Origin of the sequence: Pseudoalteromonas sp. PAR1 (genome assembly GCF_947311895.1) — a bacterium.
Taxonomy (GTDB): domain Bacteria; phylum Pseudomonadota; class Gammaproteobacteria; order Enterobacterales; family Alteromonadaceae; genus Pseudoalteromonas; species Pseudoalteromonas lipolytica_C.
Window position 1 is genome coordinate 32,111 of the sequence record NZ_CAMZMY010000025.1, and the last position, 17,705, is coordinate 49,815.

Annotated in this window: 18 protein-coding genes; 6 read left to right on the forward strand and 12 right to left on the reverse strand. The window is 40.2% G+C overall.

All coding sequences use genetic code 11. The features are described from left to right. The first annotated feature begins 8 nt into the window (after positions 1 to 8). From QL229_RS17280 to QL229_RS17290, 3 genes are all read left to right on the forward strand, one after another. Positions 9 to 1,064 (forward strand): hypothetical protein, encoded by a 1,056-nt coding sequence (locus tag QL229_RS17280; protein ID WP_281547222.1) that lies wholly within the window; start codon positions 9 to 11, stop codon positions 1,062 to 1,064. Positions 1,065 to 1,601: 537 nt separating this feature from the next. Then, a complete protein-coding gene (locus tag QL229_RS17285; RefSeq protein WP_135922734.1) occupies positions 1,602 to 1,793 on the forward strand; it encodes a hypothetical protein in 192 nt (63 codons plus the stop codon). Between the two features lie 54 nt (positions 1,794 to 1,847). Next, positions 1,848 to 2,741, forward strand: a complete 894-nt coding sequence (locus tag QL229_RS17290) for a TraB/GumN family protein (protein WP_281547223.1) — start codon at positions 1,848 to 1,850, stop codon at positions 2,739 to 2,741. Positions 2,742 to 2,874: 133 nt separating this feature from the next. On the opposite strand, the gene trpS is transcribed toward QL229_RS17290, so the two are convergent. The 3 genes from trpS to rpe are packed head-to-tail and all read right to left on the reverse strand — an operon-like array spanning position 2,875 to position 5,279. Further along, positions 2,875 to 3,879: a tryptophan--tRNA ligase gene (gene trpS, locus QL229_RS17295; protein WP_281547224.1), complete on the reverse strand. Its 1,005-nt coding sequence runs from the start codon at positions 3,877 to 3,879 to the stop codon at positions 2,875 to 2,877. 51 nt (positions 3,880 to 3,930) lie between these two features. Continuing rightward, complete coding sequence (locus QL229_RS17300) at positions 3,931 to 4,596, reverse strand: phosphoglycolate phosphatase (protein WP_281547225.1); 666 nt, start codon at positions 4,594 to 4,596, stop codon at positions 3,931 to 3,933. Then, a complete protein-coding gene (gene rpe, locus QL229_RS17305; protein ID WP_281547226.1) occupies positions 4,596 to 5,279 on the reverse strand; it encodes a ribulose-phosphate 3-epimerase in 684 nt (227 codons plus the stop codon). The genes QL229_RS17300 and rpe overlap by 1 nt, the downstream gene beginning before the upstream one ends. Positions 5,280 to 5,612: 333 nt before the next feature. Between rpe and QL229_RS17310 the strand changes: the two genes are divergently transcribed. Both QL229_RS17310 and QL229_RS17315 read left to right on the forward strand, forming a co-directional pair. Further along, a complete protein-coding gene (locus QL229_RS17310; protein ID WP_135922738.1) occupies positions 5,613 to 5,909 on the forward strand; it encodes a hypothetical protein in 297 nt (98 codons plus the stop codon). 4 nt (positions 5,910 to 5,913) lie between these two features. Further along, a complete protein-coding gene (locus QL229_RS17315; RefSeq protein ID WP_135922739.1) occupies positions 5,914 to 6,099 on the forward strand; it encodes a DUF2970 domain-containing protein in 186 nt (61 codons plus the stop codon). Here the strand turns inward: QL229_RS17315 and QL229_RS17320 are convergent. The 9 genes from QL229_RS17320 to QL229_RS17360 form a co-directional block, all read right to left on the reverse strand. Further along, positions 6,062 to 6,913, reverse strand: a complete 852-nt coding sequence (locus QL229_RS17320; protein WP_138557075.1) for a Dam family site-specific DNA-(adenine-N6)-methyltransferase — start codon at positions 6,911 to 6,913, stop codon at positions 6,062 to 6,064. The genes QL229_RS17315 and QL229_RS17320 overlap by 38 nt on opposite strands. 53 nt (positions 6,914 to 6,966) lie before the next feature. Beyond that, on the reverse strand, positions 6,967 to 8,343 hold the full coding sequence (locus tag QL229_RS17325) for an AAA family ATPase (RefSeq protein WP_281547227.1): 1,377 nt from the start codon (positions 8,341 to 8,343) through the stop codon (positions 6,967 to 6,969). Beyond that, positions 8,343 to 9,413 carry a 3-dehydroquinate synthase gene (aroB, locus tag QL229_RS17330; protein ID WP_135922742.1) on the reverse strand — a complete coding sequence of 357 codons (1,071 nt, stop codon included), beginning with the start codon at positions 9,411 to 9,413 and terminating at the stop codon, positions 8,343 to 8,345. Before aroB ends, QL229_RS17325 begins: the two co-directional genes overlap by 1 nt. 28 nt (positions 9,414 to 9,441) lie before the next feature. Further along, on the reverse strand, positions 9,442 to 9,960 hold the full coding sequence (gene aroK, locus QL229_RS17335) for a shikimate kinase AroK (RefSeq protein WP_036973192.1): 519 nt from the start codon (positions 9,958 to 9,960) through the stop codon (positions 9,442 to 9,444). A gap of 179 nt (positions 9,961 to 10,139) precedes the next feature. Further along, a complete protein-coding gene (locus tag QL229_RS17340; RefSeq protein WP_235403921.1) occupies positions 10,140 to 12,197 on the reverse strand; it encodes a type IV pilus secretin PilQ family protein in 2,058 nt (685 codons plus the stop codon). A gap of 22 nt (positions 12,198 to 12,219) precedes the next feature. After that, entirely contained in the window at positions 12,220 to 12,756 is a 537-nt protein-coding gene (locus QL229_RS17345; protein WP_135926194.1) for a pilus assembly protein PilP, read from the reverse strand. Continuing rightward, a complete protein-coding gene (locus QL229_RS17350; RefSeq protein WP_135922744.1) occupies positions 12,756 to 13,361 on the reverse strand; it encodes a type 4a pilus biogenesis protein PilO in 606 nt (201 codons plus the stop codon). The genes QL229_RS17345 and QL229_RS17350 overlap by 1 nt, the downstream gene beginning before the upstream one ends. Further along, complete coding sequence (locus tag QL229_RS17355) at positions 13,351 to 13,923, reverse strand: PilN domain-containing protein (protein ID WP_135922745.1); 573 nt, start codon at positions 13,921 to 13,923, stop codon at positions 13,351 to 13,353. The genes QL229_RS17350 and QL229_RS17355 overlap by 11 nt, the downstream gene beginning before the upstream one ends. Continuing rightward, entirely contained in the window at positions 13,911 to 14,990 is a 1,080-nt protein-coding gene (locus QL229_RS17360; RefSeq protein ID WP_135922746.1) for a pilus assembly protein PilM, read from the reverse strand. Before QL229_RS17360 ends, QL229_RS17355 begins: the two co-directional genes overlap by 13 nt. A 132-nt stretch (positions 14,991 to 15,122) precedes the next feature. Between QL229_RS17360 and QL229_RS17365 the strand changes: the two genes are divergently transcribed. After that, positions 15,123 to 17,633, forward strand: coding sequence for a PBP1A family penicillin-binding protein (locus QL229_RS17365; protein WP_281547228.1), 2,511 nt, complete (start codon positions 15,123 to 15,125; stop codon positions 17,631 to 17,633). Positions 17,634 to 17,705 lie beyond the last annotated feature (72 nt).

The following is a 17,705-nucleotide window of genomic DNA, read 5'->3' on the forward strand; positions in this document are numbered from 1 at the left end:
GATATTGCGTGCGTAGGTATTTAAAAATTGCAAAATGGCGCGCTAATAAACAGTTTCAACAACAGCAACGTAGCTGGCAACCTCATAAAACAAGGTTGGTTGAACGTTTACAAGCCATTTGGTTTAACTTAAGTACCGCACAAAAGCTCTATCTTTTGGCATTAAGCAGCCTGATTGTTGTGCCATCAGGCTGGTTAAGTGCCACCATCACCATTATTGCACTTGTTATTGAGTTTTGGCCTAAGTTTAATCAACTTTGGCATTCACTTGCCGGCAAGGCACTGATTTTAATCTTCTATGCTAGTATCGCTAACTTTGTGTTGGCAGGTGCAAGCGGCATAGTAAATGATGTAACCCATGTTTCTGCCAATCATTTTAACTACACACATAACTTTGCCACACTGTTATATTTACCGCCTTGGGCGCTGGGAATAACACTAGGTACATTATTGTTATTTCAACTTTTTTTACCCTTCTATATCTTTGTTTTATTGCTAATAAAACCCTTTGGCTCTGAGCGAGTTAAGTTTATTAGTCAAAGCTATTCGCCGCTATTAACCGCCATCGTGCGTTTTATTTTAGCAACCGTAGTATTTATTAACTTAATTTCGTTTCTTGATGACAAGCCACCTGAAGAAGTGCTCGACAACATGGTCAGTACCTTTATCGATAGCAAAGTCATTGCCAAAGAGTCAGGTGAAGAGCAGCAAAAAGCGGTTGAAGAACTCGGTGAAAGGCTCGAGCAACAACTTCCTGGTAATGAAGAAAGCTTTGCTCCAAGCCAAGACGTTAATATAGAAGGTGACAGCGAAACCGCCGAAAACTTACGTCAGTTTCTAGATACCAAAGGTTATTTTGAGCGCAGCAAACGTTTAATTGCCATGTTTGCTTACAGCTTTGAAGCCGATAGTTATTCACGCTGTTTAAAAGCAGAAAACAGTAAAGCTGTTGAGTTGAATGATTACGAAATAGTGCAACTAACCCCTGATCACAATGCCGAATATGGCTATCGATTTGAAGTGATTGCGTGTGACTCACCTGGTGTCACTCCAGTAGCAAAGTAACGCAGCAATCAATACTACTCGCTTGGCTTACTGCGCTTTTCTCTGATGAAATGAAATATGGAAAGCCCAATAAAGCCAAAGCAAACTAAGGCGATTACTAAGTTGGGTATAAAAATAAGCAGCATTGTTGCGTCATAGCCGACCTTTGCGAAAGCTGCGCAAAGGCTACCAATAATAAGCTCAGTTAAAATTAGTTCCCATTCTAATGAGCTATTCGCAGTCACTGTTTTAGTCGCATAATGTTTTACTTTAAAGCCCATACCAAAACCTACCAGTTCCTATTTTGATACACCTACACTAGCATCAAAATACACAACCTCAAAATAATAGGCTTTAAAACCTTATTTGACTCCGTAAGAATTAGACATAAGATACTGAAATTATACAAATTAAATTTTCAAAACCTTATAAATAAATCGCTTAGAACTAGATAAGCGACCCTATCCGAATTCCTCGCTATTGTAGTTTCCATCAACGGGCTACCAACCACTTTTGCCTCGTTGATAAAACCAATCAACCAATTAAGGGAATTACATTATGAGCAATTCAATTTTAAAAATGATGCCACTACTAGCAGTCGCTGCACTCGTTATTACTGCACCGAATACTTTACTAAATAATCAAGGTGCTCAAAAACTAGATCAACAGTTAGAGACATCTATAGCCGCCTCTATTGAGCAAATGAACAATAAAATTGATCACCAAATTGAACAACAGCTCAATAACTAACAGCTAGTTTGCCCAGCATGCTGGGCAAACCTCATCAATTAACAGGCTAAAATAATGAAAACACTGACTCGACACTTTCTCATCTCATCAGTTGCTGCATCTGGCTTATTAACAAGTGGGTTTGGCGCTGCTAAAAGTGCTGTTTGGCAGGTAAATAAAGGCGATGACTATATTTACATTGCAGGTTCAATTCATATTTTGCCTCCAAAAGAGCTACCACTCCCAGTAGAATTTAATCAGGCTTATAAACAAGTAGATACCTTAGTACTTGAAGCCGATGTACCTGCACCATGCGATAGTTCGGCACAGCTCACAATGCTAAAAACGCTTAGCTACCAAGCAGGTGAAACATTAAGTAGCAAGCTAACAGCAAAAGTGAAGCAGCAGTTAGAAGAGCAGCTAAACCGTTACGGTATGAAACTGAGTGAGTTCGATAGCTTTCGCCCATTTTTGGTAAGTTTGTTAATGACGTCATTAGAATTACAAAAGCAATCACTACTAGGTGAAGGTGTCGACAGCTACCTAACTAAATTAGCAAAACAAGATGATAAAGAGTTGGCTTTCCTTGAAACCTTAGCGTTTCAATTACACCTATTTAAGCAATTAGGTAGCCAAGACGAAAGTGCCTTTATTGAATCACAATTAGCGCAAATATCTCACTATCAGCATCATTATGCTGCCCTGCTTGATGCATGGCGACATGGCGATATGCAGGCAATGAATACACTCACTATTATGCCGCTCAAAGAGCATGATCTACTCACCTATAACATGCTAATTAAGCAGCGTAATTTAACCTGGCTTAGCAAGATAGAGCGCTATTTTACTAATCATCAAAAAGAGCTGGTGCTCGTTGGTGCAGCCCACTTGGCTGGTGAAGATAGCTTGTTAGGCCTATTAAAAAATAAAGGCTATGCAATTAAACAGTTGAACACAGATGAGGAATAAAAAAATGGAAAAAACAGACAAAACTGCTGCCGCGCTGATGTGTTTTTTTACTGTTTTAATTGTGCTGAGCTTTTAATGGATAAAAAAATACCGCCGTTAAGCGGTATTTTTATTTCAATTATTTGTTGCAAGCTTACGGGCGAGGAATAAAACCTACCGCATCATACACAGCTTTTAATGTTTTTTCAGCGCGAATACTCGCCTTTTCAGCACCTGATTTCATAATGCTATCAAGTAGTGATTGATCTTCACGTATCTCTTTAAAGCGCGCTTGAATTGGCTCAATCATATTAACAACCGCTGCTGAGGTGTCTTTTTTCAGGTGACCATACATTTTGTCTTCATATTCAGGAACTAAGTCTTCGATTGAGCGCTTAGTTGCAACTGATAATAAAGTAAGTAGGTTAGATACACCTGGTTTTTCGTCACGATCAAAGTAAATACGTGCTTGTTCGTCTGAATCGGTTACTGCTTTTTTCAGTTTCTTTTCAATCTTCTTCGGCTCATCCAATAACATGATGTAACCGTTTGGATTTTCATCTGACTTAGACATTTTCTTCAGCGGATCTTGTAAGCTCATTACACGTGCGCCGAACTCAGGAATATACGGCTCAGGTAGTTTGAACACGTCACCGTATAGGTTGTTAAAACGTGTTGCGATATCACGCGTTAATTCAAGGTGTTGCTTTTGATCTTCACCCACTGGCACTTGATCTGCTTGGTATAACAAGATATCAGCTGCTTGCAGCACTGGGTAAGAGAATAAACCCACATTGACGTTATTCGCATGCTTAGATGACTTGTCTTTGAACTGCGTCATACGATTAAGCTCACCCATTTGCGCGTAACAGTTTAATACCCAGCTCAGCTGTGCATGTTCTGGCACTTGAGATTGCACGAATAACGCAGCTTTCTCTGGGTCGATACCGCATGCAGCATATAGCGCAATACCGTCCAGCACACGCGAGCGTAATTGCTCTGGATCTTGGCGAACTGTAATAGCGTGCAAATCTACTAACATAAAGAAACTTTCGTGGTCTTCCTGTAGCTTAAGCCACTGGTTAATAGCGCCAACATAGTTGCCTATTGTCATACCACCGGTTGGCTGAATGCCACTTAACACTACTGGTTTACTCATGATGTTCCTTTATATTTTTTACTAAACTAAAAAGACGAATTTAAAATGCACTTACCTTTGGGTAAGAACGGGTATTATATCTAAGAAATTCTCGCATAGGTACTCTGGATTGAAATCAGCGAGGTTTTCACCTTGGTTATAGCCATAACCGAGTGCAACAACGTCAACATTCGCAGCTTTTGCTGCCAAAATATCACTTTTTGAGTCGCCGATCATAACCGCTTTTTCAGGGCTGACATCGAGTTGCTGACAAGCATATTGCAATGGCTCAGGTGATGGTTTTTTTGCCATATCATCGCCACAGACAATAAACTGAAAATGACTGGTCAATGAGAGTTTATCAAGTAGCTTTTCGGTAAAACGGCGTGCCTTATTGGTGATCACCACCTTAGGAACACCAGCAAGTGCAGCAAGCCCCGTTTCAACATGTTGATAAAGCGCACTATAGTCACCCACAACCTGGTCATAGTGCTGATAAAACAAATTAATAGCACGCTCTGCAAGGGCTTCATCCAAATGCTCGCTTACTTGCATGTCGCCGCTCAAAGCACGCTTAACTAAGGTTTCAATACCATTGCCGACCCAGCTTTCTACTAGCTTTTGTGTAACAACCGGAAACGCTAAATCGGTTAAAGTCAGGTTCATCGCAATGTATAAATCATAAACGCTATCGACCAAGGTGCCATCTAAATCGAAAAATGCCGCATCGTATTTCATTATTCAACCTTCGCAAGTTCGCTGCGCATCGCATCGATGACCGCTTTGTAATCTGGTTGATTAAAAATTGCTGAGCCTGATACAAACATATCAGCGCCCGCTTCTGCTATTTCGGCAATATTATCAACACCGACACCACCATCAACTTCTAAACGAATATTGCGACCTGAAGCATCAATAATTTTACGTGCTTGGCGGAGCTTTTCGAGAGTATGTGGAATAAAACTTTGGCCACCAAAGCCAGGGTTAACCGACATTAATAGCACTACATCAACTTTTTCAAGCACATGTTCAAGGTAACTTAAACTTGTTGCAGGGTTAAATACGAGTCCTGCTTGGCAGCCGTTATCTTTAATTAATTGCAAAGTGCGGTCTATATGCTCACTGGCTTCAGGGTGAAAACTGATAATCGACGCCCCTGCTTCAGCAAAATCAGGAATAATGCGGTCAACTGGCTTTACCATAAGATGTACATCAATTGGTGCTGTGATGCCGTAATCTCGCAGCGCTTTACAAATCATTGGTCCAAATGTGAGGTTAGGCACGTAATGGTTATCCATTACATCAAAATGTATAACGTCAGCACCACTTGCAAGAACACGATCGACATCGTCACCTAAGCGAGCAAAGTCAGCCGATAAAATTGAAGGGGCTATTAAATACTTTTGTAAGGTTTCTAACATGAGTGATCCAATAATAATTTGCTACGCTAAAGGAGCGCTTAATGTAACCTAATCGCTTACTGATTAAAACAGTACGACACAGGGTAAATACTTAGCTGAATAGTAGAAAACCTTTAAGATCATTCGAATATAAGAACTATTAACTAGCTGACCTGCTACCTAAACCGATTAAACGTGTCAAAAGCACCAAAAAATAAAACAAAAATTAAACATAAAATTAACTTTAACACGCTAATTTTATTAATTTTTTAATCAATTCAGCATGAATTAAGTTTGTTATTTGAGCAATTATTAGGTATGCTTGTTTAAATAACACAAACAAGGGTTATTCTCATGCGTGCTTTTAAAATAGGGATCTTAATCGCGTCCGCACTTACTGTTGCTACGTTTGTATCTTTTTCATCTGCCGATGAAGACGAGTTTTTAGCAACGGCGTCTGGTTGCTCATGCAATACGCTAAACGCATCATCATCTTCTGCTCAATGTATGAAAGCAGAACAAGAAACTGGATGGTTTTCTTGGTTGACTGGTGACAGCCGTAGCGCACAATTCCATTACCTCGATTTACTTGAGCTTTTAACAAGTAGCGAAGAGTCAAAGAACGTTAGTAGTTTAAGCTCAAAATTCTAATTACATGAGCAGCTTTATTAGTGCATTACAAAGTGTCTTTGCGGCATTTTTTGGTGTGCAGTCAGAGCAAAAACGTCAAGCTGACTTCAAAGAGCATTCACCACTGGCTATCATTGTGATTGCAGTCATTTTGTTTATTATTTTTATTGCTGCTATTTATTTCGCGGTTTCTTTGGTGCTAAATACATAGCCATCAATTCATTCACTTTATTTCGTGAACCACCCTTAGGGCTTATTGTCCGCTTCACCTTAATCTCATCAAGTGATGCTTGGCTGTAAATTTTGCGAGTCCACACTGTATCGTGATTAGAAATAAGTACGGGCGTATTATTTTCGAATGCAGCCTGCTCAGCTAAATTAGCCAAGTTAGCTTGGTCATCTAAATTAAAGCCGCCTTTAGCGTAAGAAGTAAACGACGCCGTTTTACTGAGTGGTACATAGGGTGGATCACAATACACTACTGCGTTTTCAGGAATAAGCTTAAACACTTCGTCATAACCTAAGCAGGTAAAAGTTGCTTGTTGCGCTTTCTCAGCAAAGAAATTCATTTCTTTCTCTGGAAAGTATGGGCGCTTATATTTTCCAAAAGGAACATTAAAAATCCCTTTTAGGTTATAACGACATAGGCCGTTGTACCCGTGACGGTTCATGTATAAGAACAAAATTGCACGTTCATATACATCACTGCTTTGATTAAATTGAACACGGTATTCGTAGTAAGCTTCTGGGTGATTATTTAGCTCAACAAATAACTTTTTTGCATCGCTAATAAATTCATCCGGCGTGCGTTTAAGCTCTGTGTACAGGTTGATCAAATCAGCATTGATATCATTTAAAATATAATGCTTAAAGTCAGTATTGAGGAATACAGAGCCAGCGCCAACAAAAGGTTCAACTAAAGTATCAGCATCCAAACTCGCTTGTTTTAAGCGGGCATGAATATCTTCAACTAGGCTGTATTTTCCACCTGCCCATTTAAGGAAGGCTCTGGTCTTTTGCTGCATCTGCTCTTAACTTCAATTCGATATTGCGCGATTCTACACTAATCAGTTTTAATTTACTGATCCTGTGAAGCAATTTCTTGCTTAATTTTACTTATTTTTTTATAAAAAGGCTGATTTTTACGCACTTTATTCGGTAGTGTCGATAACGCATTTTTCGCGTCGTTTAAGGTGGCATAGCTACCATAAGTTACAATCCACCACACTTTGCCACCTCGCAAAGTTTGATACGTATTAACTTGCCCTTCTAATGAGTTCTCTGTAATAAACTTATCAGTGATTTCTTTTTTAGTAACAGCTAACAGCTGTATTACAAAATGCTCGTCTGGCTCTGCTAAATACCATGCATTTGCACTCACTGTCGGCGCTTTTTCAACTGTTTCTGTATTAACGGCCTCAATATCAGCTGGAGGAGGATTTAAAGCGTCGTCAGTCAATACTGCAGCAATTTCTTCGCTACTTGGTTTGGCCTGTTGCTCTTCAGGTTGTGCACTAGCAAGACTATCAACAATTGCAGCAATATTATTTTCATGGCTTACTGCTGGAGCTTCTGACTGTTGAACTGTCACAGTATTATTATCAAGCTCTACTGACGCACTGCTCGGCTCTGATAGCGTTTCATCGCTGTTCTGTTGAGCCGCAGTCACCTTTTCTGCTGGGAGAGCCGTAGCAATAGTGGCACTCTCCTCTTGTTGATAATGTGCTTTCCACCATTGGGTCATATCTGCTTTGTACAAAAAGCCAATAATTAATAACATAGTTGTTATTAACAACAGGGTTAAATACAACGGTTTGTAGCTCTTTTCTGGAGGGCGAATATCTGCAGTTTGTTGATCTGGTTGCCATGCAAGTAATAATGCAGGATTACCATGAGCTTCTTGCAAAAAGGTTCGAAAAACAGGATCTTCTTCTACCGGAAGGCTATCGAAAAACCAACGCATCAACTGCTTACTTTCACTAAGATTAAGTGCCTCTAGGTGAATTTCAACAGCTTGTGTGAATTGCCCAACAGACTGAGATGCTATCAAAATATATAAGGTACTTGGGCTTTTCTTTGCCAGTATCTCGAGTTGATGAACCATCTCCTCAGATAAATGACGCCCGCCATCAATCACCCACAAGCAATCACCACAAGGTTGCTGCCTATACAGGTTATAAAAGTTTTCTGATAACGTTTGGGTATGATCGATAAGTGGGTTACTAAAGCTTTGTTCGAGTAGCTCTGTAAGCAGCTGTTGATCTGTCATTTTGCCAGACAATTGTACAAATGCTTTGTTAAACTCAGCGTACTTATCAGTGATGAATGTTTCTAGTAAGTAACTTTTACCTAGCCCTGAAGGGCCAAGTAAGCAAATTAAATTCTGCCCATATTCAAACTGCAGAGCGATTCGATCAACTAGCGCAGCACGGCTAGGCAATATTTGCGATTGCATTAGCGCGCTATTAAATCACAAACCTGCTGATCGGTAACATCGCTTACCAGCGCGCACTGACCAAATTGGGTAGGAAGAATAAACCGGATCGTGCCTTTCTTGTTTTTCTTATCTTTACGCATATGCGTTAAAAACTGCTCGCTAGTCATTTCAGCTGGAATATCAACAGGTAAATCGTAATGAGCAATCAATTGCACTATGCGCTCAACTTCAGCTGCAGTTAAATCACCGCGAGTTTGCGCTAAACGTGCTGCTAACACCATACCAGCAGCAACAGCTTCGCCGTGTAACCAATTACCATAGCCCATTTGCGCTTCAATAGCGTGACCAAAAGTATGACCCAGGTTTAGTAGCGCACGCAAACCTGCTTCTTTTTCATCTTGCGCAACAATCAAGGCTTTGATTTCACAGCAACGATAAATAACATGCTGTAATGTTTGCTCATCGAGTGATTTTAGATTAGCGATATTTTGCTCTAAATAAGCAAATAGTTCTGTGTCATAGATTAAACCGTACTTGATCACTTCAGCCATGCCTGCTGCGAACTCTCGCTCAGGTAAAGTATGTAGTGATTGGGTATCGATAAAAACGGCTTGCGGTTGGTAAAACGCACCAATCATGTTTTTGCCAAGCGGATGATTAACAGCGGTTTTACCACCAACTGATGAATCAACTTGTGATAGCAAGGTAGTAGGCACTTGAATAAAAGGCACACCGCGTTGATAACAAGCAGCAACAAAACCGGTTAAGTCGCCCACAACACCACCACCTAATGCAATAAGGCAGGTGTCACGACCACAGTTATGTTCGAGTAAGAATGCCGAAATTTTCTCAAACCACTCTAGTGACTTATATTGTTCACCATCAGGTATAGAAAAAGATAACGGGTTAAGATCAGCCAATGACGCCATTACATCATCAAGGTATAGAGGTGCAATGGTGTCGTTGGTGATAATGATAGGTCGACAATCGCCAATGTGTTCGCGTAATCGACCTGTGTCTTTAAGAGCAGATTGACCAATATAAATAGGATAACTTCGCTCGTCCAAATTAACAGTTAATTCAAGCATCGCTAGTTTCCTTTTTTAATTATTGGTTTTAAAAATCTAATTTCTCAATGATTTGATTAGCAACAACTTTAGCGCTTTGCTCATCAGTGCGGACAACAAAATCAGCCACTTCTTTGTATAACGGTTCGCGTTCTTCAGCTAAGCGCTCTAATACATCACGCGGTGCTTCTTCTGTTTGCAATAATGGGCGACGCTTGTCGCGCTGCGTGCGTGCAACTTGCTTTTCGATAGGTGTCTCTAGGTATACAACAATACCACGAGCAGAAAGCTTATTACGTACTTCTTTACTGATCACAGAACCACCACCTGTTGCAAGTACAATACCTTGCATCTCAGTTAGGTCTGAAATAACAGTTTCTTCACGAAGTCGGAAGCCCTCTTCACCCTCAAGGTCGAACACCCAAGCAATATCTGCTCCTGTGCGTCGCTCGATCTCTTGATCTGAATCGAAAAATTCAAGGTGTAATTGGTCAGCAATGTGACGACCAATTGTGCTTTTGCCAGCCCCCATAGGGCCCACTAGAAATATATTACGTTTCTCAGCCATATCTTTTTAGTACAAACGAACTCTAAAATTTGAAATAAAACCCCGCCTAACGACCTGGCCCCAAAATTAAGGAGGGGATTATCTCAGTAATTGCTTGGGTATTTCAAGTCAATTAGCATAAAAAGCCATATAACGAGCAATTAAACATGCTAATTGCTCGTTGCTTAAGAAAAAATCACTTAATCCAATTGAATTTTTGGTGTTACAAAGATTAACAGCTCTTTCTTTTCATTAAACTCACTGGTGCTTTTGAATAAGGTTCCTAAATATGGAATGTCTCCAAGTACAGGAACTTTCTTCGTTGAGTTAACAATTTGCTGTTGGAAGATACCACCAAGAACAACTGTTTGGCCATTCTCTACTAACACTTGTGTTTGGATTTCTTGAGTATTAATCGCCACCGCTGAACCCGTTGGTGTTTGCACCGTATCACCGCGTGTATCTTGTGTGATAACTAGGTCTAAAATCACCTTATTGTCAGGCGTAATGTGTGGCGTTACTTCTAAGCTTAATACCGCTTTTTTAAAGGTAACCGTTGTTGCACCACTTGATGCAGCTTCAACATAAGGAATTTCGGTACCTTGCTCAATACGTGCTTTTTGTTGGTTAGCCGTAGTGATGCGCGGACTCGCGATGATCTCACCTCGGTTTTCCTCTTCTAAAGCACTGAGCTCTAAATCTAAAATGGTGCCGTTAGCTAATTTGGCAACTTGTACACCAATACTTCCCGCAGGGCTTGAAATTGGTAAGTTTACATTTAATCGGTCAGCTAAACTTGGAATGTTATTGTAAGAGCCAGCACCAAACATGCCTCCAGCGCCTTCAAGAGTCCCAGAAATAGCACCGTCACTGCCGACATCGCTTATGCCCCAACGTACGCCTAAGTCTTCTTGCACGTTATCATTCACAGTAACCATACGTGATTCAATCACCACTTGCTTTACTGGAATATCAAGGGTTTCAACCATACGGCGAACACTATCAATACTTTTAGAAGTATCTTTAATTAATAATGTGTTAGTACGTTTATCAACCGAAACACTGCCTCGTGAAGAAATAATGCTGTTGGTATCGGTTTTTAATAAATCAGCAAACTCTTCAGCTTTGGCATAATTAAGGCGAATATATTCACTGTATAAAGGCTCTAAATCTTCGACTTGCTGTTTAGCTTTGAGCTCTTTGGCTTCACGCGCTGCCAGTTCTTCAGATGGTGCAACCATCAAAATAGAACCATCCATGCGTTTATCCAAACCTTTAATTTTAAGCACAACATCCAAAGCCTGATCCCAAGGAACACCTTCTAGACGAAGCGTAATATTGCCTGTTACAGAGTCGCTTGTTACTAAGTTAAACTCGTTATAGCCCGCAATAATCTGTAGCACAGAGCGAATTGGAATATCTTGGAAGTTAAGGCTCATAGGACGACCTTGATATTCAATACCGCCGTCTAGGTATGCACGTTGAGTATCATCTTTTTCAACTGTTAAGGTAAAGATGTTCTCTATTTGTTGGTGAGTAAATTTAAACGCAGCATTTGGCTCTACCACTATACGAGTCATTGTTCCTTCTTTGAAGGTCTCGATTTTGCTTACAACGGTACCAAAGTCAATAACGTCAAGTTCATACAGAAGCTCGTCTAAAATATCCGTATGATGGAATTCTGCAATAATTTTACCACCGCTTTCATGTACATCAATCGCAGCTTGAGTACCTTGCAAAAACACCAATAAGCGAGCTTCATCTTTTTCAGTACGACGAAAATCAATGGATTGTACAGTATTTATAAAGTTACTTGAGGCTGATAATGGATCAGTCGATTCATCACTGGCAATTGGGTTATCTGAAACATGCAGCGTGTAAACATTGTCTTTAGCTGTTGTTTTATAAATTTTCAATTTATCCAACATAACAACAACTTTTAAACCGTCCGTTGTCATTGTGCTAGTGACTTGCTGAATACCTGCTTGGTTTATATTTACAGTCTGAACTTCTTTATCAACACCAACATCGTCAAATAACATTTCTATCCGAGCTGGTGCGTTATAAACCTGAACTTTAGGCTCAAATGTAAGGGCTTCATCAAAGACTAGCTGCAGCTGCGTTTCATCCTTCATGATTGGATTGTAACGCACATCATAAAGTACAGGTGCAGCGACTACCGACTGCGCTACCAGTAAGGTTAATGCAGCGAACATGTATTTTCGCATGTGCTTTAACCAAGCCATTCCTTTATGCATTTTATTTTTACCTTTTATATGATTAATCTGCACCATTTGTACCTGCCTCTAACATTTCTAGCTTGGTCAGGCGCTCTTTCCAGCAACCAGCCCCATCAGGGATTAATTCTAATAATTCAATGTAGTTGTCATGCACTTCTTTAATCTCACCATGATACAAACCAAGATAATTACCTACTGTGACACGATAAAGTGTATCGTCTGCCGCTTTAATCAATGCCCAGCTATTATCAGCTTGACCGATAGTCCCTTTCATTAATAAATTTTCAAGCGGGTACTTCTCTAGAGGCTGGCGAACTCGGCTAGGATCTGGATGTAAGCAGTTTTTAACTTGTACTAAGTTGTTTTGAATAATTTCAGGTCTTGGTGCAACAAATGGGCTACGCAACTTACTGGCACTGTATTCAAAATATTCAAACTTTGCGATCTGAGGAATAGGCTCTACTTTGGGTGTAGTACTTGCCTTTACCTGATCGATAAATTCTTTTTGCTCTGATGTATCATCGTTACATGCACTCAGTGCAAAAGTCATAATAATAACTAACGGAAGCTTTCTCATCATTTCTGAGTGCCTCCCTCATAACGATAGGTTTTAGCAACAACGCTAAAAGTAAGTTCACCATCATCAAGGGTTTGAATAGTAAAGTCATGCAAACTTACGATACGCGGTAATTGTGCAACTTTACCAACAAACTCACCAAACTCATGATATGAGCCCACAACTTCTATCTTAATTGGCAGCTCAGTGTAAAACTCTTTTTCTATCTCTGGTAACCAGCCAATTTTTAAAAACGTTAAACCACTTGTCGTGCCAACATAAGACAAATCGTCAAGTAAACCTGGTGTTTCATTAGAGGTGGGTAAGCGCTTTAATAGTTGCGAAAACTTATCTTCCATCTCAATCATTTGCTGGCGATATAAATCTAGGTTACTCGCAACAGCATATTTAGCTTTGTAAGTATTTCTCAGCTCAGTCTCTTTGGCTACTGAACTGTGATAATTAGCTATTTCATCAGACACTAGCAAGCTATAACTAAAATAAAGCACGATTGCAGCAACAAAAGTACAACACATTACTTTTACAGCAATGGGCCAATCGCCCATATTTTCGAGCTCTATTTCGTTCCAATCTATTTCAGTTAACGATTTGATATCAAGGTTCATTGCGTACCTCACCTATTTTATCAAATGGTTTAACATAAAAATCCATATTAAAGTCACTTAGTAACCTCGACGTTTGCTCACCAGCCACGATACCTTGCATAACAGGTCGCTCTAGAAGATAAGAGCCCTGAACTTGGCGCAACATAGTCGATAGTCGATTATTAGATTCACTACGTCCCGATACATGTATGCGGTCATCACGACGTTCTAGCTTAGTTAAATAAACACCTGAAGGCACAATCTTCGCAACCTCATCCATAATTTGTGTACCAAGATTTCGATTGCTTTGTAGCTCCTCAATTAAGCGCATTCGCTGTTGCAGGTTTTCTTTCTTTTTATCCAATTCGTTGATTTCACGTATGCGTTGATCAAGTAGTGCAATTTCGTTGCTTAAAAAGTTATTTTTTACATTTTGTCCTTCACGCAATCCCGAATAGAAAGAACTCAACATATACATACTTAAAAAACTCACTACAACAACAGCGAACAGCAAAGTAACAAATTTATTTTGCGATTCTTTTCGTTTTTGTTCGCGCCAAGGCAGTAGATTTATATGTGGCATGATGAAAAGCTCCTCAACGCCAATCCTGTGGCTATCGCGAACTGTGTTCTATGACGCTGTAAAATATTACGGTCTACCTTTGGAGCAATTTCTATATTTGCAAAGGGTTCAGCAACCACTGTATGTATCCCTAACTCTTCAATTAACAATCGGTCTAAGCCTTCAATCATGGCTGTGCCACCGGTTAAAACAATATAATCGACTTGGTCTTTACCGCTCGTCGTTAAGAACATTTGTACGGCACGTCTTACTTGTTGTAGCAGCGAAGTCTGAAAAGGTGCAAGTACTTCAAACGTATAATTAGGAGGTAAGTCGCCTGTGGTTTTACCTATTTCTGCTTCATCGAAGCTTTTGTTGTAATAAGCGACAATACTGTTTGTGTATTGGTCGCCACCAAAAACCTGATCCCGAGTGTAAATAGTCTCACCGGCTTGAACCACACTCACAAGCATTAGCACAGCACCAATATCTACAATTGCCACACACTTATCATAGGCATCGCTAGGCAATTGTTGGTAGTACACATCTAACGAGCGGCTCAACGCGTAGCTTTCAACATCAACTACTTTAGCAGTTAGATTTGCAGCTTCTAATACACCAATGCGAGCCTCAACACTTTCTGTGCGTGCTGCAGATAAAAGTACATTAACTTTACTCGGATCGGCTTCATTAATGGCGAGCTTTTCAAAGTCTATGTTCACTTCGTCGAGTGGGTATGGAATTAAGCTGTCTGCTTCAATGGCTATTTGCGATTCTAATTCAGCATCAGTTAATGATACATCCATAAAAATAACTTTTGTGATCACAGTTTGCCCAGACACTGCAACGGCGGCACTTTGGACTGTTTTAGGCAATTTTCGTTTTAATTTAGCAACAACGTTGCCGATAGCTTCAATGTCTTGAATTGAGCGTTCAGACATAGCCCCTTTTGGCATAGGTTCAATAGCTAATGCCTCAAGCCGCAAACCTGCGTCTGTCTCTTGCAACAACACTGCTTTAATGCAGTGAGATCCGATGTCGATCCCTACCATCATAGATGAAGGCTTTTTTAATAGCTGACTTAGCATGATTGCAACTTTGCCTTTGTTTTAATAATAAACAAGTTATAATTTTTATCTGAAAAAATATTATTCATTTTTTAATCAATATATACTAGCAGTCTCCGATTCTAATTGGGAGTCCATTTAGGGAAAATATAAGTGATTTTATTAAAACGAACTTTACAATTTTTTATCATTTGCTCATTCTTAGGGCTAATCACTTTAGTTGGTCTATACTATTACGTTAAACCTGACATTCCTAGCGTACAGGTTTTAAAAGACGTTCAATTACAGACACCTATGCAAGTTTTTTCACGCGATGGTTTATTGATTAATCAATTTGGTGAAAAACGCCGCATTCCCGTCACAATAGATCAAATCCCCCAACCGTTAATCGATGCGATTTTAGCGACCGAAGACAATCGTTTTTACGAACACATTGGTATAGACCCAATTGGTATCGTTCGGTCAGCCATTGTACTCATATCTACAGGTGAAAAGAAACAAGGCGCAAGTACCATAACTATGCAGCTTGCCCGTAACTTTTTCTTAACCCGAGAAAAGGCTTATATCCGTAAAGTCAAAGAGATATTCATCGCATTGCATATTGAAAGTATATTAACTAAAGATGAAATACTCGAATTATATTTAAATAAAATTGAATTGGGGAATCGTGCTTTTGGTATTGGTGCAGCAGCCCAAGTTTATTATGGCAAAGAATTAAATGAACTTACGTTAGCCCAAATGGCAATGATTGCTGGTTTACCTAAAGCACCTTCTGCACTAAACCCAATTCGTAACCCTGTGAGAGCCAAGGCACGTCGTAATGTGGTACTTGGTCGTATGCTAACTGAAAAATATATTAGTCAGTCAGAGTATCAAGACGCCGTTAACGCGCCTATTACGGCAAAATTTCACGGTGCTGAAATTGAAGTATATGCGCCTTATATTTCTGAGATGGTTCGCGCCGAAATGGTTGAGCGTTATGGCCATGAACGAGCTTATAATACAGGCTTCAAGGTTTACACCAGTGTAGATTCAAATATCCAACAGGCGGCACAAGATGCGCTTGTAAACAACTTACATGCCTACGATATGCGCCATGGCTATAGAGGAGCAACCGCTCATTTATGGGATAGTGAAACCGACACGCCATTAACTCGAGACGCGATTTTAAACAAACTTAAAGATGTAAAAGAGTTTGGCCCTTTATTAGCTGGTGTTGTCACTCAAGTAGCTGAGCAATCAATCTCTGTTTTATTAAAAAGTGGCGAACAAGTTAATGTTGAATGGGATGGTTTAAAGTGGGCTCGTAAATATATTACGCGCTACCGCCAAAGTTTTGCACCAGAAACAGCTGGCGACATTCTCACAGCAGGCGCTCAAATTTGGTTACGTAAAAATCCAGACAATAGCTATATATTAAGCCAAATACCTGAAGCATCGAGTGCATTAGTTTCGCTTGATCCGCAAGATGGTCGAATTAAAGCTATTGTAGGTGGTTACAGCTTTGAACAAAGCCAATACAACCGTGCAGTGCAAGCAAAACGCCAAGTGGGTTCAAACATTAAACCATTCATTTATTCAGCAGCTCTTGAGAATGGTTATACACTCGCTTCTATTTTGAATGATGCACCTATTAATCAGTGGGATAAAAGCCAAGGCGTTGCATGGCGACCTAAAAACAGCCCAGCTGTTTATAATGGCCCTATTCGTATTCGCAGAGCACTGGCACAATCAAAAAACGTAATTTCTGTTCGTTTACTGCGTGGTGTTGGCCTAGAGCGCACTGCAGATCACTTGCTTAAGTTTGGGTTTTTAAATAGTGATATTAATCGCAGTGAGTCGTTAGCCCTTGGTAGTGCCTCGATTACCCCGCTTGAACTTGCACGCGGTATGAGCGCTTTTGCAAACGGTGGCCACCTAATTAAGCCTTATTTTATTACTGAAATCCAAGATTCAGCAGGCAATACATTATTTAAGGCAAATCCTCAATTGGCTTGTGATAGCCCAAAACCGGCTGCCACTGTTGAGCTTGCAGCGCGCGATTCGAGCCAACTTAGCATCACTGAAACAGAGCAAACACCAGTCCAGCGTTGTGCCCCGCGTATTATTTCAAAGCAAAATGCATTCTTAATCTCGCAAGCTATGCACAGCGCCATTTGGGGCGGCGGTAGTTGGAGTCATAAAACAGGCTGGAGTGGTACCGGTTGGCGTGCTCAAGCTTTAGACCGACGCGACCTAGCTGGTAAAACAGGTACCACTAATGATTCTGTTGATACTTGGTTCAGTGGTTTTAATCGCAATGTACTAACCTCCGTATGGGTAGGTTTTGACAATCCTGGCATTACACTTGGCCGTAGTGCTAGAAATAAAAACTTAGATAATTCACAAATTTCTGGGGCTGAGTCAGGTGCAAAAACCGCACAACCAGCGTGGGTCGACTTTATGCGCGCAGCGCTTGACGGTATGCCAGAAGCTCCTATTGAACTTCCTGAAGGCTTAGTCTCGGTTCGTATTGATTTAGCAACGGGCTTATTAAGCCACAAGAATGACTATACCAGCCGCTTCGAATACTTTATTAAAGGCACTGCACCTACAAAGTATGTTACAGAAGAGCCAGCAGATGTATTTGAAGAAAAACTGAGTACAGAAGAAGAACTGTTCTAATTACTATATTAGTTTTAGACAATAAAAAAGCGCCCATGGGGCGCTTTTTGCTTAGCCATTAAAACTAAGATC